We start from the raw sequence: 18,345 nt of genomic DNA, 5'->3' as shown, positions 1-18,345 counted from the left end.
GCGGGGCGTTTAATTACAGGAAGAAATCCATACGGAAGTAGATCGGCGCTTCGCGCTCGCTCATCACTGCCGGGCGTTCCAAAGAATGCGCAAAGGTCACACTGGTGCTCAGGTTCTTGCCGCGGGCGAACAGCTCCAGGGAGTTGCTCGAAACCCGGCCGTGCACACGGTCGTTATAGCGATCATTGCTGATCACGCCTTGGTCATAGCCGACGCTGGCGCCGTATTCAGCAAAAGCCGGGCGCAGCCAGTCGACGGTCACCGCACGGGCCCAGCGCACTTCGTTGCGCCAGTAGCCGCCGCTATCGCCGATCAACTGCTGATCCTTGAAACCACGCACCGAGGCAGAACCACCCAGGCTCATGCGCTGCGGGCTGAACAGAATGTCTTCACTGCTTTGGCCGGTGGCGAGGCTGGAGAAACTGAACGACTCGCCCCACAGGGCGAACGGCTGCAGGTAGCTGACGGTGGCGGTGTATTTGCGGTAGCGTGAATTGGGTTGGCGATTACCGAACGGGTCGCGCTCCTCTTGAGATTGTGCGTCGAACATGCCGATGCCGTTCTGCATGCCCAGGTCGACGTTGACGAATGCGTTGCCGATACGGCGCCCGTGGTTGATGCCCAGTTGCAGTTCGCTGAGGCGGTTGCTGCTTGTGCTTGTACGGGTGTCGAGGATGTAGTTATTGGTGCGCAGGTGCGCAAGGCCCACGTTCACCGATGTCTTGCTCACGTCGTCACGGTGGACCACCCGCTCAGCGCGCAGTTGGTGGTTCTGGTTGTCGCCGTTCTGTTTGAATTTGAAGTCGTTGAGCATGCCATAGGTACGGTAGTCGCTTTCGCTGTAGGTGTAGCTGAAGTTCCACCAGCCCCACGGCACGTTGTAGTAGAGCATGCTGTTTTTCGAGGTTTTCTGGTGGTCACTCACGGCGTCGTGGCCGCCGCGCAGTACCAGGTGATCGGCCAGGCCCAGGGGGCTGTCCCACTCAAGGCCTGCCCCCCACTGCTGTTCGCCGGTGCTTTTCTGCCCATCGTTATTGCGCGACAGGCTGGCGCGCCAGGGTTTTTGCGGGGTGTTCTTGACCACCACTTCACTGCCGCCGATCTGCGTACCGGGGGTCAGTTCCATCTGCGCCTGCTTGGAGGGCAAACGGTTGAGCTGGTCCACCAGTTGCTCGACTTCACGCAGGTTGAGTGCCTCGCCCACCTTGCCGGGAAAGGCCATCGACAACTCACGGTCGGTGACGGTACTGCCTGGGGCGCTTTTCAAGGCTTCGAGCTTGCCTTCCACCACCAACACTTGCAGGTGGCCGCTGGAAAGGTCTTGCTGCGGCAGATAGGCACGGCTGGTGACGCGGCCTTTGGAGAGGTAGAAGTCCGTGATGACCTTGAGCAGTTCATTGAGCTGTGAAACGCCCAGGCACTGGCCTGTGTAGGGTTTGAGCAAGCCAGCGCGGTCGTCGGCAGACAGACTGTCAGCGCCCTTGAGTTCGATGTCTTTGATCGGGAAGCAACGTGTGTCGGCAGGCGTCGCCGGGGCCGTGGGCCTGGCTTCTTTACCGGGCAGGTCCTTGAGTTCTTCGAGGCGCCGGCGCTGCTCTTCAAGCAGGCGGTTCTGCCGATCGCGGATCAGGTCCTGATCCCCGGGCGTAGGGGCGGCGGTGGCACTGTTCAGGCCCAAATAAGCGAGCATGAAAGTGCACAGCAATAACCGAGTCCGTGGCAATAACAAAGACATATTCGATCCATCGAAAATCAAGTGGCGCAAACTAACACCTAACTTCCTACAACTCAAAAAGCCGAGCTAGTTGGAACTTAGTATTAATTTTTCACGCAACACATTGATTTATAACAACTAAAAATCATCATAGGTAGAAGCCTTCTGCTCATGGAATTTTTATTCCGACCAGCGGCAGCACCCTTGATGGCGATTCATCGGAGAACTTACAGATAGCCATTAATTGGCCATCAATCTCTTACCGAGATAACTTAGTATCGGAAATAGCAGAAAAGTTCGCGGCATTTTTGTGAATTGGATCCCATTTGTCGGGATTAAGCCCGATCGTCCCCACGTTGCATGGGAACGATCTTGCGGAGCGCTTCCTTAGCTCGCGTCTTTGTTCTGATCCTTGCCAGGCACCAGCGTCAGCCCTGGCTTCTCCACATCGCGGGAGACATGGGATTTGACTTCCGCCACGCCACCCTCCTCGTCGTTATGGATCACCAGCACCCCAGGCCGACGCAACTGCTCCAGATCCCCTTCGCCCAGGCTGAAGCTCTCGCTCAGGTTCTGGTCGCTCAAGGCCTTGGCCTCGGCGCGACGCTGGGCGAACTTGCGGCCCCGGCGCTGCTGGTAGCGCGCCCAGCTGATCAGGATCAGGGCGTTGAACAGGGCGATCCACAGGTAGATCTGCAGGGTGTTGAGCGCTGCAAAGATCGGCGCCTCAATCCGAGGCCCACCGTGGGTCTCCAGCATCGAGTTGATCCCACGTGCCAGCAGCCAGATCAAGCCGGCCCAGGCCATCAGGGTCAGCAGCACATCAATGATCCACATCACCATACGTTGGCGGGTTCTGACCAGTTTCATGATCACGCCTCCTCTTCAGTAGGTTTGATGCCGCGATCCGGGCTGACCCAGCGCGCCCGCTTCCGGTGCTGGTTGAACAGCACCTTGGGAAAACTGACCAGGGTGGTGAACAGGCTGACCAGCCAGAACACCATCGGGTACCACACGGTCCAGAACAGGGTCTTCCACAGGTCCTTCTCGTAGCGGCGGTCGATCATGATGCTCACTGCAAACTGCACCAGACACACCATGGCCAACACCAGGCCGGTAAACGCGGGCGGAACCAGGGAGTCCACCGTGATCGCCGGTGGCAACACCATGAACTTGCCAAGCACGTAGAAAATCACCGACAGCAGGAAGGTAAACGCCCAACCGGTGGACAGGCAGTATTCGAACAACAGCGGCCACAGGTAGCGATGACGCCATTGCCAGATGCCCCGGATATTCTTGAACAGCACCTCAGCGCCACCCTGAGCCCAGCGCAGGCGCTGCTTCCACAGGCCGCCGACCGTCTCGGGCATCAGGATCCAGCACAGGGCGCGGGGCTCGTAGAAAATGCTCCAGTGATCGAGTTGCAGCTTCCAACTGACATCGATGTCCTCGGTGATCATGTCGGTGCTCCAGTAGTCGATACGGTCCAGCGCCTTTTTACGGAACGCGACCACCACCCCCGACACCGTGAAGATCCGGCCAAATACCCGTTGCGTGCGCTTGATCAAGCCGATGATCGAAGAGAACTCGCCGACCTGCACGCGGCCGATCAGGGTCGAACGCGTGCGGATGCGCGGGTTGCCGGTCACCGCCCCCAGGCGCGGGTTATCCAGCATCGGCGCGACCATGTAGGCCGCCGCGTTTTTATCCAGCAACGCGTCGCCGTCGATGCACACCAGGTACTCACTGCGCGCCGCCACGGCGCCCATGCGCAAGGCCACCGCCTTGCCCTGGTTCTGCGCCAGGTGCAGCACGCGCAGACGCGGGTGCTCCAGTGCCAACGCATCGAGCACTGCGGCGGTGTTGTCTGTGGAGCCGTCGTTTACCGCGATCACCTCAATGTTCGGATACAACTGACCCAGCGCCGCCTGCATGGTATCGGCGGCGTTATCCCCTTCGTTGTAGCAAGGGATGATGATCGAGATCAGCGGGTTGCCGGCCAAGGTGGGCGCCGGAGTGTCCTCTTCCCACGGCCAGTGGCGTTCCCAGTGCAGCCAGAAATACAGGCCGCCTGCGATCCACAGCGCCGACATGAACAGCGGGTAGAAAAACACAAAGTCCATCAGGAACTGCCCGGTGACCAGGAAGATCAGGCCCAGGGGCACACCCAATACCAATGCCAGTACGAATAAAGCCAGGAGTCTGTCGAACATGGTCAAGGGTTCCATTGGTTGGAAAGGGCCGGACGCACCGTTTTCAGGTCCGGGGAGTTTTCCAGGAAGTTGTCCGGGTAGTAGCCAAAACTCGTGACACCCTGGCGCTTGAGCACACCCATCCATTCAGCCATCTGCGCGCTGTCGATATCCGGCGCGGCCTGGGTGCGCCAGTCTTTGGCTTGCAGTTCGAATACCGTGCGCTCCATGGCGCCGGGACGCGCCTTGACCGTGGCGACCAGCTTCTCCAGCCAGGCATTGGAGTTGCTGTACTCCTGGCCTTCCATCAACGGCATGGCCATGGGCGCGGTCCAGTCGTAGGTCTGGAGGAAATCGTCGAGGTTTTGCGCGAACCAGGCTTCGCTGCCTGGGTTGAGCATGGGCTCGGCGAAGATATTGCGCGCCGTCTGCACCTGCGGCCCACCGATGGCGCGGACCTTGGCGGTCAACTCTTTGGTGAAGTCGATCAGGTAGCGGCTCTTGAAGCGGGTCCAGCGCTGCATCACGGCGGGGTCGGCACGCAGGGCCTCGATCGTAGCCGGCAGGCCGGCGGCGGCGTAAGCCTTGAGCGCGGCGGGGCTAGCATCTTCAAAATCGTTGAACACCGCATCGTCGTGGTACAGCACGCCGTCGATGGCATTGTTGCGCGCCAGGTCCTCGTAGATCTCACCGATGATCTTGCGCACTTGCGGGTCAAACGGCGACAGACGTTTGTACTGGTCAGGGTCGAGGCCGACCTTGCCGGTTTCCGGGTCCCACCGTGTGACGCGCGGCAGCTTGGGGTCGAGGGCGAAACTGAGTACCGGCATCCACGCATACACGCTGGCATGGGCACGGGTGTGCAGTTGCCAGGAGACGCGGTTGAACAGGTCGGCGCGCACCGGCAAGTGACGGTTGGGGAAGTACAGTTCATGCACCAGGCCGTCACCCTTGGGGTCGGCGAAGGCTTGCAGGAATACCGTGCCTGCCCCCATGTCCACCACCCGCTGCACGAGTTGGTCGAGGTTGCGGGCCTGTTGGGCCGGGTCGGGGTCGTAGACGTTATCCAGGTCCACGTGCAGTACGCGCATCGGCGCCTTGGCTTGCACCGCGACCATGCTGTTGGCGAAATGCTCGCCGTCCGGATCGGAGGCCACCAGGAAGCGTGGGCTGTTCATCAGGTCACTGGAACTGTCGAGGCCATCTTCCAGGGTCAGGGCCATCTGGTAGCCCTGCTCGCCAATGATCGCCAGCGAGGTGCCTTTGGCTGCACCGTAAGGCCATACCCACACGCGTGGTTTCTTGCCGGTGACCGTTTGGATCTTGTTGGAAATCGCTGCAACGTCAGCACGCATGCGCGCCTCGAACTGCGCCTGGGTTTCATAGCGCCCGGTGGCCGGATCAAAACGCAGCGAGGTCGCCGCCGGCTCCAGGTTGCCCTGGGGGTTGGCCAGGATGCCTTTGTGGCTGTTGTCGGTGTGCGCGGCGATTTCCACCAGGCCCGACTGGGACACTTCGCGGATCTGCTGCCAGGTCAGGAATTCGCCGCGCGGCCGTGGCTGGCCGGCAAAGTCCACCGGCTGGTTCATGGGCGTATCGATCCAATAGCCCACCGGCGCCAGCAAGGCCGGCCAGTGATAGGCACGCAGGATCGGCATCACCCGCGTGTAAAAGCTGGAATAGCCATCATCGAAGCTGAGCATGATCGCTTTGGGCGGCAACTCAGGCCCACCGTTGCGAGCCGCCAGGATCTGGTCAACGCTGACCGCCTTGTAGCCGTTCTCGCGCAGCCAGGCCAACTGCTCGATCAAACGCTCGGTACGCACCGCCACCACCGCCTGATCGGGATCGCGATCCTCGACGTCGTGATAGGCAATGCCAAGGAAATGGTTTTTCGGCCACGGCGCTTCGTTGGCCGGGGTCGGCCGCTCGGCGGGTGGAGTGAAGGGCGCGGGTTGCTGGGCACAGGCACTGGCCAGCATTACGCCCAGGATCAACAAGCAACGGCTGAGGACGGTCATGGTCAGGCTCTTCTAGAAACGGTAAGTGAGGTCGACGAGCAGACGCAGATCGCGTTCGCGATCGCCGTCGTAAGGTCGGCTGATCAGGCTCAGGTTGGCGCCGGCTTCCAGGACATCGTTCCAGCGATAGCGTTGGCCGTAGCCGACCAGACCAATGCCACCGGTGGAATAATCCTGCTGGCTATACGTACCCGCACCGACCTGGAACTGCTGACTCCACTGGGTCTCGTAGCGGTGATAGAGCACATGGTTGATGTTGAGGACAGGCAACACGGTGAAGTCCGACTTCGGGTTGAAGTAGACCGTATCTTCCTTGCTGTTACGGCTGGCGCCGACTTCCAGGCCCAGGTCCACTTGCACTTTCGGCGAGCTGTAGAGGCCTTCGCGGCCGCTGAGCAAAGCTTCGAATCGGTCGTTGCCGTCGCTGAAATGGGAGGGGCTGAGGGTCAGTTTCCACTCGCGGCTTTCATTGGCGCGCCAGCGGATGAAACCGCTGCCGCCGTTGGCGGTGATCCCGTCATTCAACGCGCGCAATGGCGTGGTGGACAGGAGGTAGCCGAGGCTACCGCCGTACTGCCAGTTGTCGTTGATGTCGCGCGCAATCGACACGGCGGCACCTTGTTTTGAGCCATCGCCGTAGGAATGGTTGGAGACCTCGGCTTCAATGGTCATGTCACGGGTACGCCGCTCCACGCCGACCACTTGCCAACGGTGATGGCCGGTGCCTTCTTCAAAGTCGGCCGTGGCATAACCGGCACCGGCGAACAGGCGCCAGTCTTCGTCGATCGGCGGCGTGTAGAGGCGGCTTTCAATGCCCCAATCCCGGCTACCCGAGACGGCACCGGCATCGCCGTTGTTACCACCGCCAAAGCTTTTACCGGTGTAGGCCTCGACGCGCAGCTCGGCCATATCATGCACATCACGCAGACGTTTGAGACGCTGCACCTGGCGGTTGTCCGGGTTACGGGCGACTACATCGTCGGTGAGGATGTCGAGTTGACGCCATTCCTGCAGGTCCAGGGCCGTGAAGCCTTGGGACATCTCCAGGCCGATGTCACGCGGGCTTTGCGTTTCGGTTTCCTTGAGTGAGCGCTCGGCGCGCCGTGGCCAGTCGCGGGCTCGGTACATCTCGGCTTGCGCCAGGCGCAGGCCGATGCTGCCAGGCGCCTTGCCGACCAGTTCTTCCAGGGCTTTTTCGCTGGACGGCAGGTCGGAACCATAGGTGCCGGCCTGGGCGGCCAATTGTTGGGCGTCCATCCACTCGTCGTTTGGGTTGCCGATCGGTAGCCCCTTCAGTTCAACACGCGGTTTCTGGCTGTCGGCCAAGTTCTTGGCGACCGCCCGCGCTTCGTCCACCTGATCGTTTTCGAGCAAGGCGTAGAACAGTGCGGTGCTGTCTTCAACACGATCGCCCACATCCGCATCGGGAGCGCTCAGCGCTTGGCGATACAAGGGCGCAGCCTTTTCCGGCAGGCGCTGGTCGAGGTAGGACGCGGCCACCCAACGCACCGCATAGGTGGGCAACTGCACACCTTCGGCTTGGAGGGTTTCGTACTCGCGGATCACCTCGGCGGTACGCGCCCGCGCCTTGAGCGCACCCAGGCGGTCGATGCGCCAACGCACCACATCGTCTTTGGCCGTGGGGTCCGGGGTCCAGCGGGCGAGGAGTTGATCGTAGCCCTGCAAAGCGCGATCAGCGATGACATAACGCTCTTTCTCGGTACGCGTGGCGAACTCGGCCATGCGCACGCGCTCGGCGGCCAGGTCGCCTTCGAGACGACGCTGGGTCACGGGGTCGACAAGACCGGGACGCTGGGCGGACAGGCGCAGTGCGGGCTCGGGCAGACGCGCTTTTTGCAAGGCGACGATGTATTCGCGAGCCACTTCCGGTTTGTCGCCGGCGCGGATAAACGCCTGGTCGAATTCGTGCAGTGCGTCGTACTGCAAACCCGCACGGGTCAGCGCATAACCCAGGGCCATGCGTCGATTGGGATCATCCGGTTTGCCGGCCACCAGCGCACGAGCGCGTTGCACCGCTTCGTTGGTTTTGCCGCCGTCAGCCTGGGTCAGTGCCAGGCCCAGTTGCAGGTCAACATTGTTCGGCTCACGCAGCAGCGCTTTGCGATAGACCGCCTCGGCCCGCGCCCACTGCTTCTGGTTGCGATAGGTGCGCGCGACCGTCGCCAGCGCCTGGGCGGTCAAGTTGCGATTCTGACCCTGTGCCTCGTACACCTTCAGCACTTCGGCATCCTGGCCGGCCCAACCGGCGATCACCAGGTGATCGCTGATCTGCCCCGGCGTCTGGCGCTCGGCGGGCAATTGGCGAAGTTGAGTCAGGGCGGGTGTGAAGTTGCCGTTGCGCGCCTGGATGATCAGGGCGTCATAGGCCGGGTCGGCCATGGCGAAGGTGGGCATCAGCAACTGGCTGCACAAGGTTACCCCGATGAGCAGCCGTAACCGGCCTGAGGCACTGAGTGGAATGTGTCGCAGCATATCGTGAGCTTCCTTACACACGGAAAGCTGTAACGATAGGTGGTCCTGAGCAATCTGCATCAGGGTGTCGGCGTCTCGTGACCCGACCTAGCTTTCCTGTATGAACTATCCCCGACGCGCCGATGAAAAAGGGCAATCAATAACAATTGTTCAGAATTGCCCATCAAATCTGAAATACCAATGGGGGAGCGGGCTTGCCGGCGATAAGGGGGTACCGGCCAACACACGCGCCGACCGTTTGACCCCTATCGCGGGCAACCCCGCTCCCCCATTATTTATTTCTGGGCGATGGCGAAATATTTACTGCGCGCCGCCCACCGCCCCCATTTTGGACATCACGAAGCCAATGAATTGCTCGACGGTCATCTTCTGGCCGTTGAAGGTCACTTCATTGTTGGCGTAATGCAGCTTGGACACTACGTCGCTGCCGACCAGGGTTGCCAGCTGCGTGCCTACGGCCATGCCACTGACCATTTCGCTCGCCATCTGGGATTGCTGCTCGATGGCTTTAGGGTCGGTCACACCACCGACCTGCGCCTGCAGGGCGGCAACGTCGGCGATCATCGGCTTGGACAGGGTCAGGTTGGCGTCCAGCAGCGAGACCATTTGCTTGCCCAATTCAACCGGAGGCAGCTCCATGGAGGTCGGCTTGGCCAGGTCCACTACCAGATTGAACTTGCTTTCGCCGTGGGTGGTTTTCAGGGACAGGTTTTCCAGCGCCAGGTGCGGCTTGGCAGCCAGCAATTGGTTGACGTTGGCTTCAGCAAGGGTTTGCTCGGCTTCGGTCAGTTGCAGCTCAGGCACTGGTTGGCCGGCAGCGGCAGCGGCTTGTACCGGCTGCATCTTGTCCTGATACAGCTTGGTCAGCACCAGACCGGACGGCACATCGATGTTCTTCAAGCTCAGGGCCATGGCGGCAGAGCCGACCGGCTTGCCCTGGTAGCCAATCTCGTCGATCTTGTAGTCGACGCGGCCGGACATGTTGTTGTCCTTGATTTCGCTGGTGTCTTTCTGCTCGAAGCCCTTGAGGGTCATCACGGCTTTCTGCGGGCCGAAGGTGAGCTTGGTGTCGCTCAGCTCTACGGTGTTCTGCCCGGTGTAGAAGCCGAAGGTGGACTTCTCCAGGTTGCTGGCCACGGTCAGACCGGCGAGTTCGACGTTGAACGGCGCGCCATTGGCGTCGACTACGTCCAGCTTGAGGCTGTTCATATAGCCTTCAACCTTGACCTTCTTGCCCTCCGCGGTGCTGTCGAAATCCAGGTTCACACCGGAGAAGCTCACCGAGGATGTCTCGTCCTTGAATTCCAGCGGCAGCAATTCGAGGTTGCCGGTGACCGAACGGCTGTAGCCGATATTGGCCACGCCTTTGAGCGGCGGCACGTCTTTGGCGGCGGCGAACCATTTTTCAGTGGTGGGGTTTTTTTCCAGCGCATAGTGACTGGTGGCCATGACCGGCAGCCATTTCAACGACACCAGGCGCGAGAACGGCAGCGGGCCGTGTTCGATATGGTCGACAAACAGCAGCTCAGGGTTCGGGTTCTGCTCGCCGAAGAACGAGCCTTGCCCCTTGAGGCGATAGTGCGCGGTGCTGCTGAACAGGCCACGTTCCAGGGACACCAGCTCCAGGTTAACGGTGCCGTCGACGCCGGCCATGGAACGTTGCAGTTCCTTGTTGGCATCCTGCACGGCCGTTTGCAGCACCGGCTCCAACTGCTTGCCGGTGTACCAGGCACCGCCTGCACTGACGACGCCCACGGCGACAACGAAACCCAAGAGAACTACGGCTGGCTTATTCATGAAGTGACCTGATCAAATCCTGTGAGAAGTGGGCTGTCTTCCTTGAACCCCAAGGGGGGATTGGCTCAAGCCCGCCGAAAACGGGGGAAGATTAGCACTGGCGGCCGCGAACGGCCCAGCTTTTCAGAGGCCTCAGTTCAGGACTGGTTCAGGAATACTCCAGCTCTATTTCATCCAACTGGTGGTCGAAACTCTTCAGGCGCGCCGTCCAGGTGTACACCAGCACCTCAAACTCGCGGTGTATCACGGCATTGCCGGGGGTGTCGGCCTTGGGGTCGCAGAAGTCCAGTTGGTAGCGTTCGCGGGCCATTTGCGTGGCCACGTCGGACAATTCCCGCGCGTTGTTCAGCCAGTGCCTTCCGTCGGCCACTTGCCGGTCGAGGGCTACGCACTGTTTCTTCAGGACTTCGAGGCTTTTTTCCAGGGGTGTGCCAGTGAGGTCACCCATGACCTCCTGGAAGGTCCGCCCCGGCTGCCAATAGCTGCCCCAGAAATAGCGGTCGAACACGGTCTCGACCCGACGCAGCGCGACCTTGGTGTCCCAGATCGCCACGCGGGTCTTGCCTTGTTCGAGGAGTTTTTTCTTCACCCGTTGATTCTGGTAAGAGGCCCAAGCCACTACGCCGATGGACAGGGTGCCGATCACCAGGCAGGCGCTGTCGAGAAACACCATCGCCTTGTCGAGTTGGTGAGCCAGCATGACGCCGTAGAAGTAGGTAGCCGACAACAATACCAGTGCGAAACACACGCACCAAAAAGCGGGAGCATAAGGGTTTTTCATTATTGGAATCCCCATGAGCAAACGCGAACAGTGACAGGCAGAGCGTCACGGCTCTCCACCTGTCAAAGCATAGTCATTCGCTCAGGGTTTGCTGGGCTGAGACGCTTGCGTTCGTCCGCTTTCCCAACCACCGCCCAGGGCCAGGAACAGATCGATCTGGCTCATGGCAACCTGAGTGTTGGCCGCGGCCAGTTGCGCGCGCACATCGGTGTACGTGCGGGTGGCTTGCAGGTCGGCCAGGAATGAGGCGCGTCCCGCCTGGAAGAAACGGTGAGTCTGCCCTGCTGCTTCCTTGGCCGACTCGCCGGCTTCGGCCAAGGCATCGCGGCGTTGCAGTTGCGCGGTGTATTGCGCAAGGCCGGTCTGGGTTTCGCGGATGGCATTGAGCACCACCCCGTCAAAGTGCGCCAGGGCGCCCTGGGTTGCGGCTTCGGCCTCGTGGACGCGCGCGCGGGCGCCGTTGGTCGGTACAGTCCAACTGATCATCGGGCCAAAGCCCCAACGGTTGGTTGCAGGCTGACCAAGGTTGTCGAGCAGGCCAACGGTGCCCACGGTGGCGCCGATGCTGATATCCGGGTAAAGCGCGCCAGTGGCCACACCGATACGTGCGGTGGCTGCGGCCAGTTGACGTTCGGCCTGGCGAACATCAGGACGGCGTTTGAGCAGTGTCGCACCATCGCCGACCGGCAACAGTTGGGCGATATGGGGTAATTCAGCGCAGGTGCCGGTGCCCGCCGGCAGTTGGTCCACCGGCTTGGCCAGCAGCATCGACAAGCGGAACAAACCAGCTTGGCGCAGCGCTTCGTAGCGCGGCATGTCGGCGCGCAAGGATTTGTATTGGGTTTGCGAACGGGTCACCTGGGTTTCATCACCACGCCCGGCGTCACGCAGGCGTTGGGTCAGTTGGGTGCTCTGGGCTTGCAAGTCGAGGGACTCGTTGGCAATCGCCAGTTCTTCGTTTGCCGCACACACTTGGGTGTAGGAGCGCACGACATCGGCCACCAGCGTGATGCGGGCGATATCGGCAGCGGCCTGGGCCGCATCGGCGCTGGCCTGGGCGCTCTCGATGCCGCGCTGCAAGGTGCCGAACAGATCGAATTGATACGAGGTGGTGATCCCCACACTGCCGATGTTGCCCACCGGGACTTTGTCGGCCAGCAAAAACGCTTCGCCGGACTCTTGCAGGCGCTGGGCCTCCGCCTTCGCGCCGAGGCTCCAGCCGCCTGCGGATTCAGCTTGCTGGGTCTGATAGCGCGCACGCTGCAAGTTCGCGGCGGCCACGCGCAAGTCAGTGTTCGAGGCCATGGCCTGGCGCACCAGCTCATCCAGGCGCGGGTCTTTGTACAACTTCCACCAATCGGCCGGCACCGGCGCCGACACTACGTTATTGCCCTCGCCCGCAATGTGCCCTTGCAGGTCGCCACGGTTGATGGCGGCTTTATCTGGCAGCGAGTAATCCGGCCCCACCACTTGGCAGGCCGACAGCAACAACCCCAACGCAGCGGTGGCCAACAGCTGCTTCATGGTTTGTCTCCGTCTTTAACCTTATCGCCGATGATCGAGACGGTGGCTGTACGGCCGGCGATCATGCGGAAGTCGGCCGGCACATCATCAAAAGCGATGCGCACCGGAATCCGCTGGGCCAGGCGCACCCAGCTGAATGCCGGGTTGACGTTGGGCAACAGGTTGGAGCCGCTGCTGCGGTCGCGGTCTTCGATACCGGCGACGATGCTCTGCACATGGCCGTGCAGACGGGCGTTGTCACCAATCACACGGATGTCCACACCCATGCCGACGTGGATGCCGTCGAGTTTGGTCTCTTCGAAATAACCATCGATATGGAAAGAGTTGCTGTCCACCACCGACAACACCGGGCGCCCGGCGGTGACAAACTCCTGGGTACGCGGCGCACGGTCGTTGACGTAACCGTCCACGGGGCTGCGGATTACCGAGCGATCGAGGTTGAGCTGGGCAGAATCCACCGTCACCTGAGCCTCGGCCAGGGCCGACTGGGCACGGGCCACGCGGGACTGACTTTCTTCCAGTTGTTCGCTGGGCACCAGGTTGCCAAGGCCGCGGTTACGCTTGTACTCGCGCTGGGCCTGGGCCAGGGTTTCCTGGCGGTCGGCCACGGCGGCCTGGGCTTGGCGCAACGCCAGTTTGAAGCGGTCCTGGTCGACGGCAAAGAGCACCTGGCCCTTGGTCACCAACTGGTTATCGCGCACGTCCACGCGCTGGATCAGCCCGGACACGTCCGGGGCGATCTGCACGATGTCGGCACGGATGTGGCCGTCACGGGTCCAGGGGGCAAACATGTAGTACATGACCATGCGCCACACCACGACGACCGCAAACGTCACGATCAACAGGGTCAGGACGACACGGCCGATGGTCAAAAAAGGTTTTTTCATGTCATCAGGTATCGACTGAGTGAGTCCACCGCGCCCAGCAACAGCGCGTAGAGCCCCACATTGAACAATGCCCGGTGCCAGACCAGGCGATAGAAGTGGAGCCGGGTCAACAACCCGTGCACCACCAGGAACAACACGTACGTAATGCCCATCAGCACCAGCAGCGTGGGCAGGAAGACCCCGCTGATATCCAGATCACCGATCATAAAGGCGCTCCATCAGGCAGCGGCGCTTCCATCTCGGTGCCGCCAATAAATTCCACGCCCGGTAGCAGTGACAGGCGCAAGCCAGCCAGCGCGTGCAAAAGGTGCAGGCGAGTGTCGTCTTCGTCTTGCAGGCCCTGGCCGTTGAGGGCGCGGCGGGTGCGGTCCAGGGTCATCAGCAGACCGCTCGGCGCAGGCAAGCGTTCACCGGCCTTGAGGCACGCCTTGAAGTAACCGCCTACGCCTTCGACGACTTGGTTGAGCAACACCCGTGGCACACCGAGGATGCGCGGCGAGTAGGCCAGCAGATCGAGCAGATTCAGCGCCACGCGCAAATCGCGCAGGGCGGTGCCGGTGTCTTGGTTGATCAGGGCCAGGCGCGGCAGGTGCTGCATCAGGCGGTCGAGCATCTGCGCGGCCATGTGCCGGTGTTCGGCCAGGGTCGCGGGCTCGGTGAGGCTGACGATGTCGCGCCAACTGAAACGGGTCAGGCGCTTGGCCGCCAGTTCAGCACCGAAGGGCCGCGCGATCAGTGTCCACACAAAGGCAAACAGCAAGCCCACCGGCCCCGCCAGGTTGACGTTGGCGAAATTGAGGAAGTCGGCGTCATAGGCGCCCTGGATGCTGATAAACGACGAGGTGTTGACCAGCGTCAGCAGCATGCCCAGGTAAAAACGCGGCTGCACCGTGAGCGTGCCGATGCAGATAAACGGCACGGCGAACGCCAGCACCAGCATCGGAAAGTCATGCAGGTTGGGCAGCACCAAAAACAGGTAAAGACTGGCGAACAGCACCGACATGGCGGTCCAGAAAAAGAACCGGTAGATCTGTGGCGCCGGGTCGTCCATCGAGGCAAAAAAGCTGCAGGCGACGGCGGCCAGGATCACCGCGCTGCCGCCGTCGGTCCAACCGAGCAGGATCCACAGCACCGAGGCAACGATGATCGCGGTGACGGTGGAAAACGCCGAGTAGAACATCAGGCCACGGTCGAGGAACGGCGTGAGCCGGCCCAGGCGCCAATGGCGGTACACGGCGCGCCAGGTGTCCTGGCTTTCGCACTGGATGGCGGCTTGCAGGCTGCGGCAGTCTTGCCACAGGTCGATCCATTCGCCCAGGCGGTACAGCGCGTTGGAGAACAGCAATGTGTGACGATCGTCCAGCGCTTCACCTTGAGGTTGCAAGGCATCGACCTGATCGCGCAAGGCGCGCCAGCTTTCCATCGGCGCAGCGTCTTGGGTGCCTTCCAACCATTGGCGGGTCGCCTGCAGCAGCGGCGTGATCTTATCGAGGAATTCCGGCGCGCGATGCTCGATGGCATACAACGCATCATCGAGCGCATCCACCACCGGCAACAGGTGAATCATACGCCCGCGCAGTTCCTTGGTATTACGTACCGTCTGGGGGCGCGCGCCTTCGTGGGGCAGTTGGCCGATCATCAGTTCAAGGGTATTGAAGGTGGCGACCATGCCACCGCGCAGCGTGCTGATTTCGTCAGGCTCAACGTTGCGCGTCAGAAAGCGCTGGCTGTAGACCTGGGCATCGGCAAACCACTTGGCCACCGAGCCATCAAACACCGGCATCAGCCGGCGCGGCCAGAACATCGCGCCCACCACGGCTGCCACCGCGATGCCAAGGAAGATTTCCTCGGTACGCGCCTCGGCCACGTCCCACACTGCCAACGGGTTATCCACCACCGGCAGCGCGATCAGCGGCAAGGTATAGCCGGCCAGCATCAGCGCGTAGTTGTTGGCGGTGCGCAGGTGCATGGACAGAAACAACAACGTGCCCGTCCACAAGGCAATCACCACCACCAGCATGTAGGGCGATTGCACGAACATCGGCACAAAAATCACCGCCGCCGCCGCGCCCATGAAGGTGCCGATGGCGCGGTACAACGCCTTGGAACTGGTGGGGCCGACAAACGGGCTGGAAACGATATACACCGTGGCCATCGCCCAGTACGGACGCGGCATTTGCATGAGCATGGCGATGTACAAGGCAATCATCGAGGCCGCAAAGGTGCGCACCCCGTAGAACCAATCACGGGCGGGCGGGAAACCGGTAAAAAATCCGTTCAAAGCGAAGCCGCCTCGAAGGCGCGCAGCACACGCAGCGCGGCTTCCATGTCGCTCCGGGGAATGTCTGCCAGCACTTCCTTGCGCAGGCGCACCAACTGCCCTTCCACCGCTTGCACCAGTTCGCGGCCGCGCTCGGTCAGGCTCAGGGCCTTGGCGCGACGGTCATGGATGTCTTCGGTGCGGCACACGTAACCATCGGTGCACAGGCGGTCGAGCAAGCGCACCAGCGACGGGCTTTCCATCCCTGAAGCCTGGGCAACTTTGACCTGGTGCACACCATCGCCCAAGCGGCCGATCATCAACAACGGCACGGCGCAGGCTTCGGAGATGCCATAGCTCACCAGCGTGGTCTGGCAGATTTTGCGCCAGTTACGGGCGCCCACCACCATGCTGCTGCTGAGGTTCATCTGGAGTTGTTCGGGAGAATGAGGCACTGGATAGTTCGCATACAGTTAGTTTGCTAACTATCAATATGGTGGATGGATCGAAATGCGTCAAGTTTTGAAACAATTTAGCGGATGGGTGGGAGGCGGTATGGCTGAGTAAAAGTGGGTCTAGGAACGGCTGCAGAATTCCAACACCCCCACAGGTCGATCATGGACCGATCCGTCCAAGCGGTGCTTTTGCCCTTTCTGCCAAATTTTTTACGCCCCTCGCCCACCCCGCAACATCAAATTCAGCTCATCCACCACCTCAGCCCAATCCGCATCCTCCAGAATCTCCTCGCGCAAAAACGCCTTCTGGCTGTCCGTCCAGAAAAACGCATCCGCCAGTTTCAACTCCGGCTTGAGCGGCGAATGCACCGCCACAAATTTCTCGATACTCACCGGGTCATCCGGCAGGCCCAGCTGTTTGAACAGTGACGGCAAGCTATGCACGGGCGATTCCATGGCGGGCTCCTGAAAGAAATGAATTAACCCAGTCTAGCGGCAGCCCTCGGGTTGCGCCGACGGTGCGTTGCAGACCACAAACAATCGCGCCCTCGCGCCGCCGCCATCCTGGCGACTGAGTTCGCGCCAGCCTTCAGGCAGCGGGGCGAAATCGTCCGGTGCTTCGTTGCTGCTGATCAGCCAAACGCGGCGGGTGTCGGCGGGCAGTGCAGACAGATGGTCCAGGTAAATACGCCCGCCGTCCTGGTCCACCAGGGTGCCGAAGCCATAGGCATTCGGCCGGGTGGGCGTGCCATCAGGTTTGGGCGGGGTGTAGAGCTGCAGTTGGGCGTCGGTCTGGTCGTAATACACGTAGCTGAGGTACCACATCATGTCGCTGAGGACGATGCGGTCGTCTTCCTGGTAATTGCGGTTGACGAACTCCACCGGCACGTTGAACTGGTCGTGTTCGTCCACGGTGAAGTTGTTCTTCAAGCCCACCAGTTCCACGCCGACAAACAGCACGAACAACGCCGCCCCCAACAGCGAAAACCGCGACGGCAAGCGGTCGATGGCCATCGCCAGCAGGATCGGCAAGCTCAAGGCGTATACGGTCAGGTAACGTTCGATAAACACCGGGGAAATAAACGACACGCCGTAGACCAGCAGCAGTGGCAACAGGAAAAGCAGCGCCAACAGGCTGGCGGGTCGATGGCGCTCGCGGTCACGCCAGGCCGTGATGACCACGACCGCTACCAGCAGCAACGGGAACAACCAGAACAGCGGCGCCCAGAAGCCGACGCCTTCATCCTGCAGCACGAACTGCCAGATCATCGACGGCAGGGAGAACAGGTTGACCGGTTCTTCCCAACCAATGTCGCCGCCCACCTTGAGCTGGTCGACGTGCTGCACCAGGTCCAGCAGATTCGGCAACCACGGCAGGTACATCAACACAATCGCAGCGTTGGCCACCCACCAGGCCGGGCGCGTGATCAGCCGTTGGTCTCGCGGCATCGCGCCACTCAGCACGCCCAGGTAGGCCCAATGCACCAGCACGCACAGCGCGGTGAAGTAATGGGTGTAGAAGCCGGCACTCATCAACACCCCGTACGCCGCCAGATACCGCGAGCGCTCGGGGTGACGCACCCAGTACACCAGCGCCAGCGTGGCGCCCAGCAACCACACGCCCAGCAGCGAATACATGCGCACTTCCTGGCTGTAGCGCACCGCTGTCGGCAACAATGCCAGCAGGATCCCCGCCAGCAATGCCGCACGACGAGTGGACAATTGCCGCGTGAGCCAGATGCCCAGGCCCACGACGATCACGCCGGGAATGGCGCTCATGGCGCGAATCGACCAGATGCTGTCGCCGAACAATTCGATCCAACCGCGCAACAGGAAAAAATACAGCGGGGGGTGCACGTCGTGCGCGGCGTGGAACCACAGGTCGCCCAGAGCATATTCGCTGAGCAACAGGCTTGAGCCCTCGTCGCCCCAAATCGCCGCCGACGTCAGGTGGTAAAAGCGCAGGGCCATGGCCAGCGCCAGGATCGGCACCCACCAGAGACGGTTGATCCAACCGGCACCTTCCCAACTGAGGCGGTTAAGTGCGGGTAACGTCCCGACCTTTTCGTTTTGCTCTACCACAGACCGACGCACCTCGATTCCCCTGATTGCCCAAGCGCAAACACCGCCACTCTAGGACAAAAGATCCAGGCTGGCTGCTGGAATCGGACAAATCAGCAATTTGTGCAGGGCCTCTCCGAAGTAAATGCAGGAACACGCT

Annotated in this window: 14 protein-coding genes; all 14 read right to left on the bottom strand. The window is 61.3% G+C overall.

What is annotated here, in order from left to right; genetic code table 11:
* Positions 1-13 precede the first annotated feature (13 nt).
* The gene (locus AC4PS7_RS18195) at positions 14-1,735 is read right to left on the bottom strand and encodes a ShlB/FhaC/HecB family hemolysin secretion/activation protein (protein ID WP_492179662.1); all 1,722 of its coding nucleotides are present in this window, start codon (positions 1,733-1,735) and stop codon (positions 14-16) included.
* A 366-nt stretch (positions 1,736-2,101) separates the two neighbouring features.
* A complete protein-coding gene (gene pgaD / locus AC4PS7_RS18190) occupies positions 2,102-2,584 on the bottom strand; it encodes a poly-beta-1,6-N-acetyl-D-glucosamine biosynthesis protein PgaD (RefSeq protein ID WP_010214236.1) in 483 nt (160 codons plus the stop codon).
* Between the two features lie 2 nt (positions 2,585-2,586).
* Positions 2,587-3,927: a poly-beta-1,6-N-acetyl-D-glucosamine synthase gene (pgaC, locus tag AC4PS7_RS18185; RefSeq protein WP_010214237.1), complete on the bottom strand. Its 1,341-nt coding sequence runs from the start codon at positions 3,925-3,927 to the stop codon at positions 2,587-2,589.
* A 2-nt stretch (positions 3,928-3,929) separates the two neighbouring features.
* Complete coding sequence (gene pgaB / locus AC4PS7_RS18180) at positions 3,930-5,927, bottom strand: poly-beta-1,6-N-acetyl-D-glucosamine N-deacetylase PgaB (protein WP_042571281.1); 1,998 nt, start codon at positions 5,925-5,927, stop codon at positions 3,930-3,932.
* Positions 5,928-5,939: 12 nt separating this feature from the next.
* Positions 5,940-8,420 carry a poly-beta-1,6 N-acetyl-D-glucosamine export porin PgaA gene (gene pgaA / locus AC4PS7_RS18175; protein WP_010214240.1) on the bottom strand — a complete coding sequence of 827 codons (2,481 nt, stop codon included), beginning with the start codon at positions 8,418-8,420 and terminating at the stop codon, positions 5,940-5,942.
* A 300-nt stretch (positions 8,421-8,720) separates the two neighbouring features.
* Complete coding sequence (locus AC4PS7_RS18170; protein ID WP_010214241.1) at positions 8,721-10,217, bottom strand: YdgA family protein; 1,497 nt, start codon at positions 10,215-10,217, stop codon at positions 8,721-8,723.
* A gap of 148 nt (positions 10,218-10,365) precedes the next feature.
* Positions 10,366-10,998 carry a hypothetical protein gene (locus AC4PS7_RS18165; RefSeq protein ID WP_010214242.1) on the bottom strand — a complete coding sequence of 211 codons (633 nt, stop codon included), beginning with the start codon at positions 10,996-10,998 and terminating at the stop codon, positions 10,366-10,368.
* 81 nt (positions 10,999-11,079) lie between these two features.
* Complete coding sequence (locus tag AC4PS7_RS18160) at positions 11,080-12,522, bottom strand: efflux transporter outer membrane subunit (RefSeq protein WP_010214243.1); 1,443 nt, start codon at positions 12,520-12,522, stop codon at positions 11,080-11,082.
* A complete protein-coding gene (locus AC4PS7_RS18155) occupies positions 12,519-13,409 on the bottom strand; it encodes an efflux RND transporter periplasmic adaptor subunit (protein ID WP_010214245.1) in 891 nt (296 codons plus the stop codon). Before AC4PS7_RS18155 ends, AC4PS7_RS18160 begins: the two co-directional genes overlap by 4 nt.
* Positions 13,406-13,615: a DUF1656 domain-containing protein gene (locus AC4PS7_RS18150; RefSeq protein ID WP_010214247.1), complete on the bottom strand. Its 210-nt coding sequence runs from the start codon at positions 13,613-13,615 to the stop codon at positions 13,406-13,408. Before AC4PS7_RS18150 ends, AC4PS7_RS18155 begins: the two co-directional genes overlap by 4 nt.
* Positions 13,612-15,690: an FUSC family protein gene (locus tag AC4PS7_RS18145; protein WP_010214248.1), complete on the bottom strand. Its 2,079-nt coding sequence runs from the start codon at positions 15,688-15,690 to the stop codon at positions 13,612-13,614. Before AC4PS7_RS18145 ends, AC4PS7_RS18150 begins: the two co-directional genes overlap by 4 nt.
* Positions 15,687-16,097, bottom strand: a complete 411-nt coding sequence (locus AC4PS7_RS18140) for a MarR family winged helix-turn-helix transcriptional regulator (RefSeq protein ID WP_010214249.1) — start codon at positions 16,095-16,097, stop codon at positions 15,687-15,689. The genes AC4PS7_RS18145 and AC4PS7_RS18140 overlap by 4 nt, the downstream gene beginning before the upstream one ends.
* 237 nt (positions 16,098-16,334) lie before the next feature.
* Positions 16,335-16,580, bottom strand: coding sequence for a DUF2789 domain-containing protein (locus tag AC4PS7_RS18135; RefSeq protein ID WP_010214250.1), 246 nt, complete (start codon positions 16,578-16,580; stop codon positions 16,335-16,337).
* A gap of 33 nt (positions 16,581-16,613) precedes the next feature.
* The gene (locus tag AC4PS7_RS18130; protein ID WP_021491670.1) at positions 16,614-18,218 is read right to left on the bottom strand and encodes a glycosyltransferase family 39 protein; all 1,605 of its coding nucleotides are present in this window, start codon (positions 18,216-18,218) and stop codon (positions 16,614-16,616) included.
* Between the last annotated feature and the right edge of the window lie 127 nt (positions 18,219-18,345).

The sequence above is a fragment of the Pseudomonas sp. DW-iso3 genome (assembly GCF_058725305.1).
Note: the sequence above shows the minus strand (reverse complement) of the source record. Positions and strands in the feature narration are given on the sequence as shown.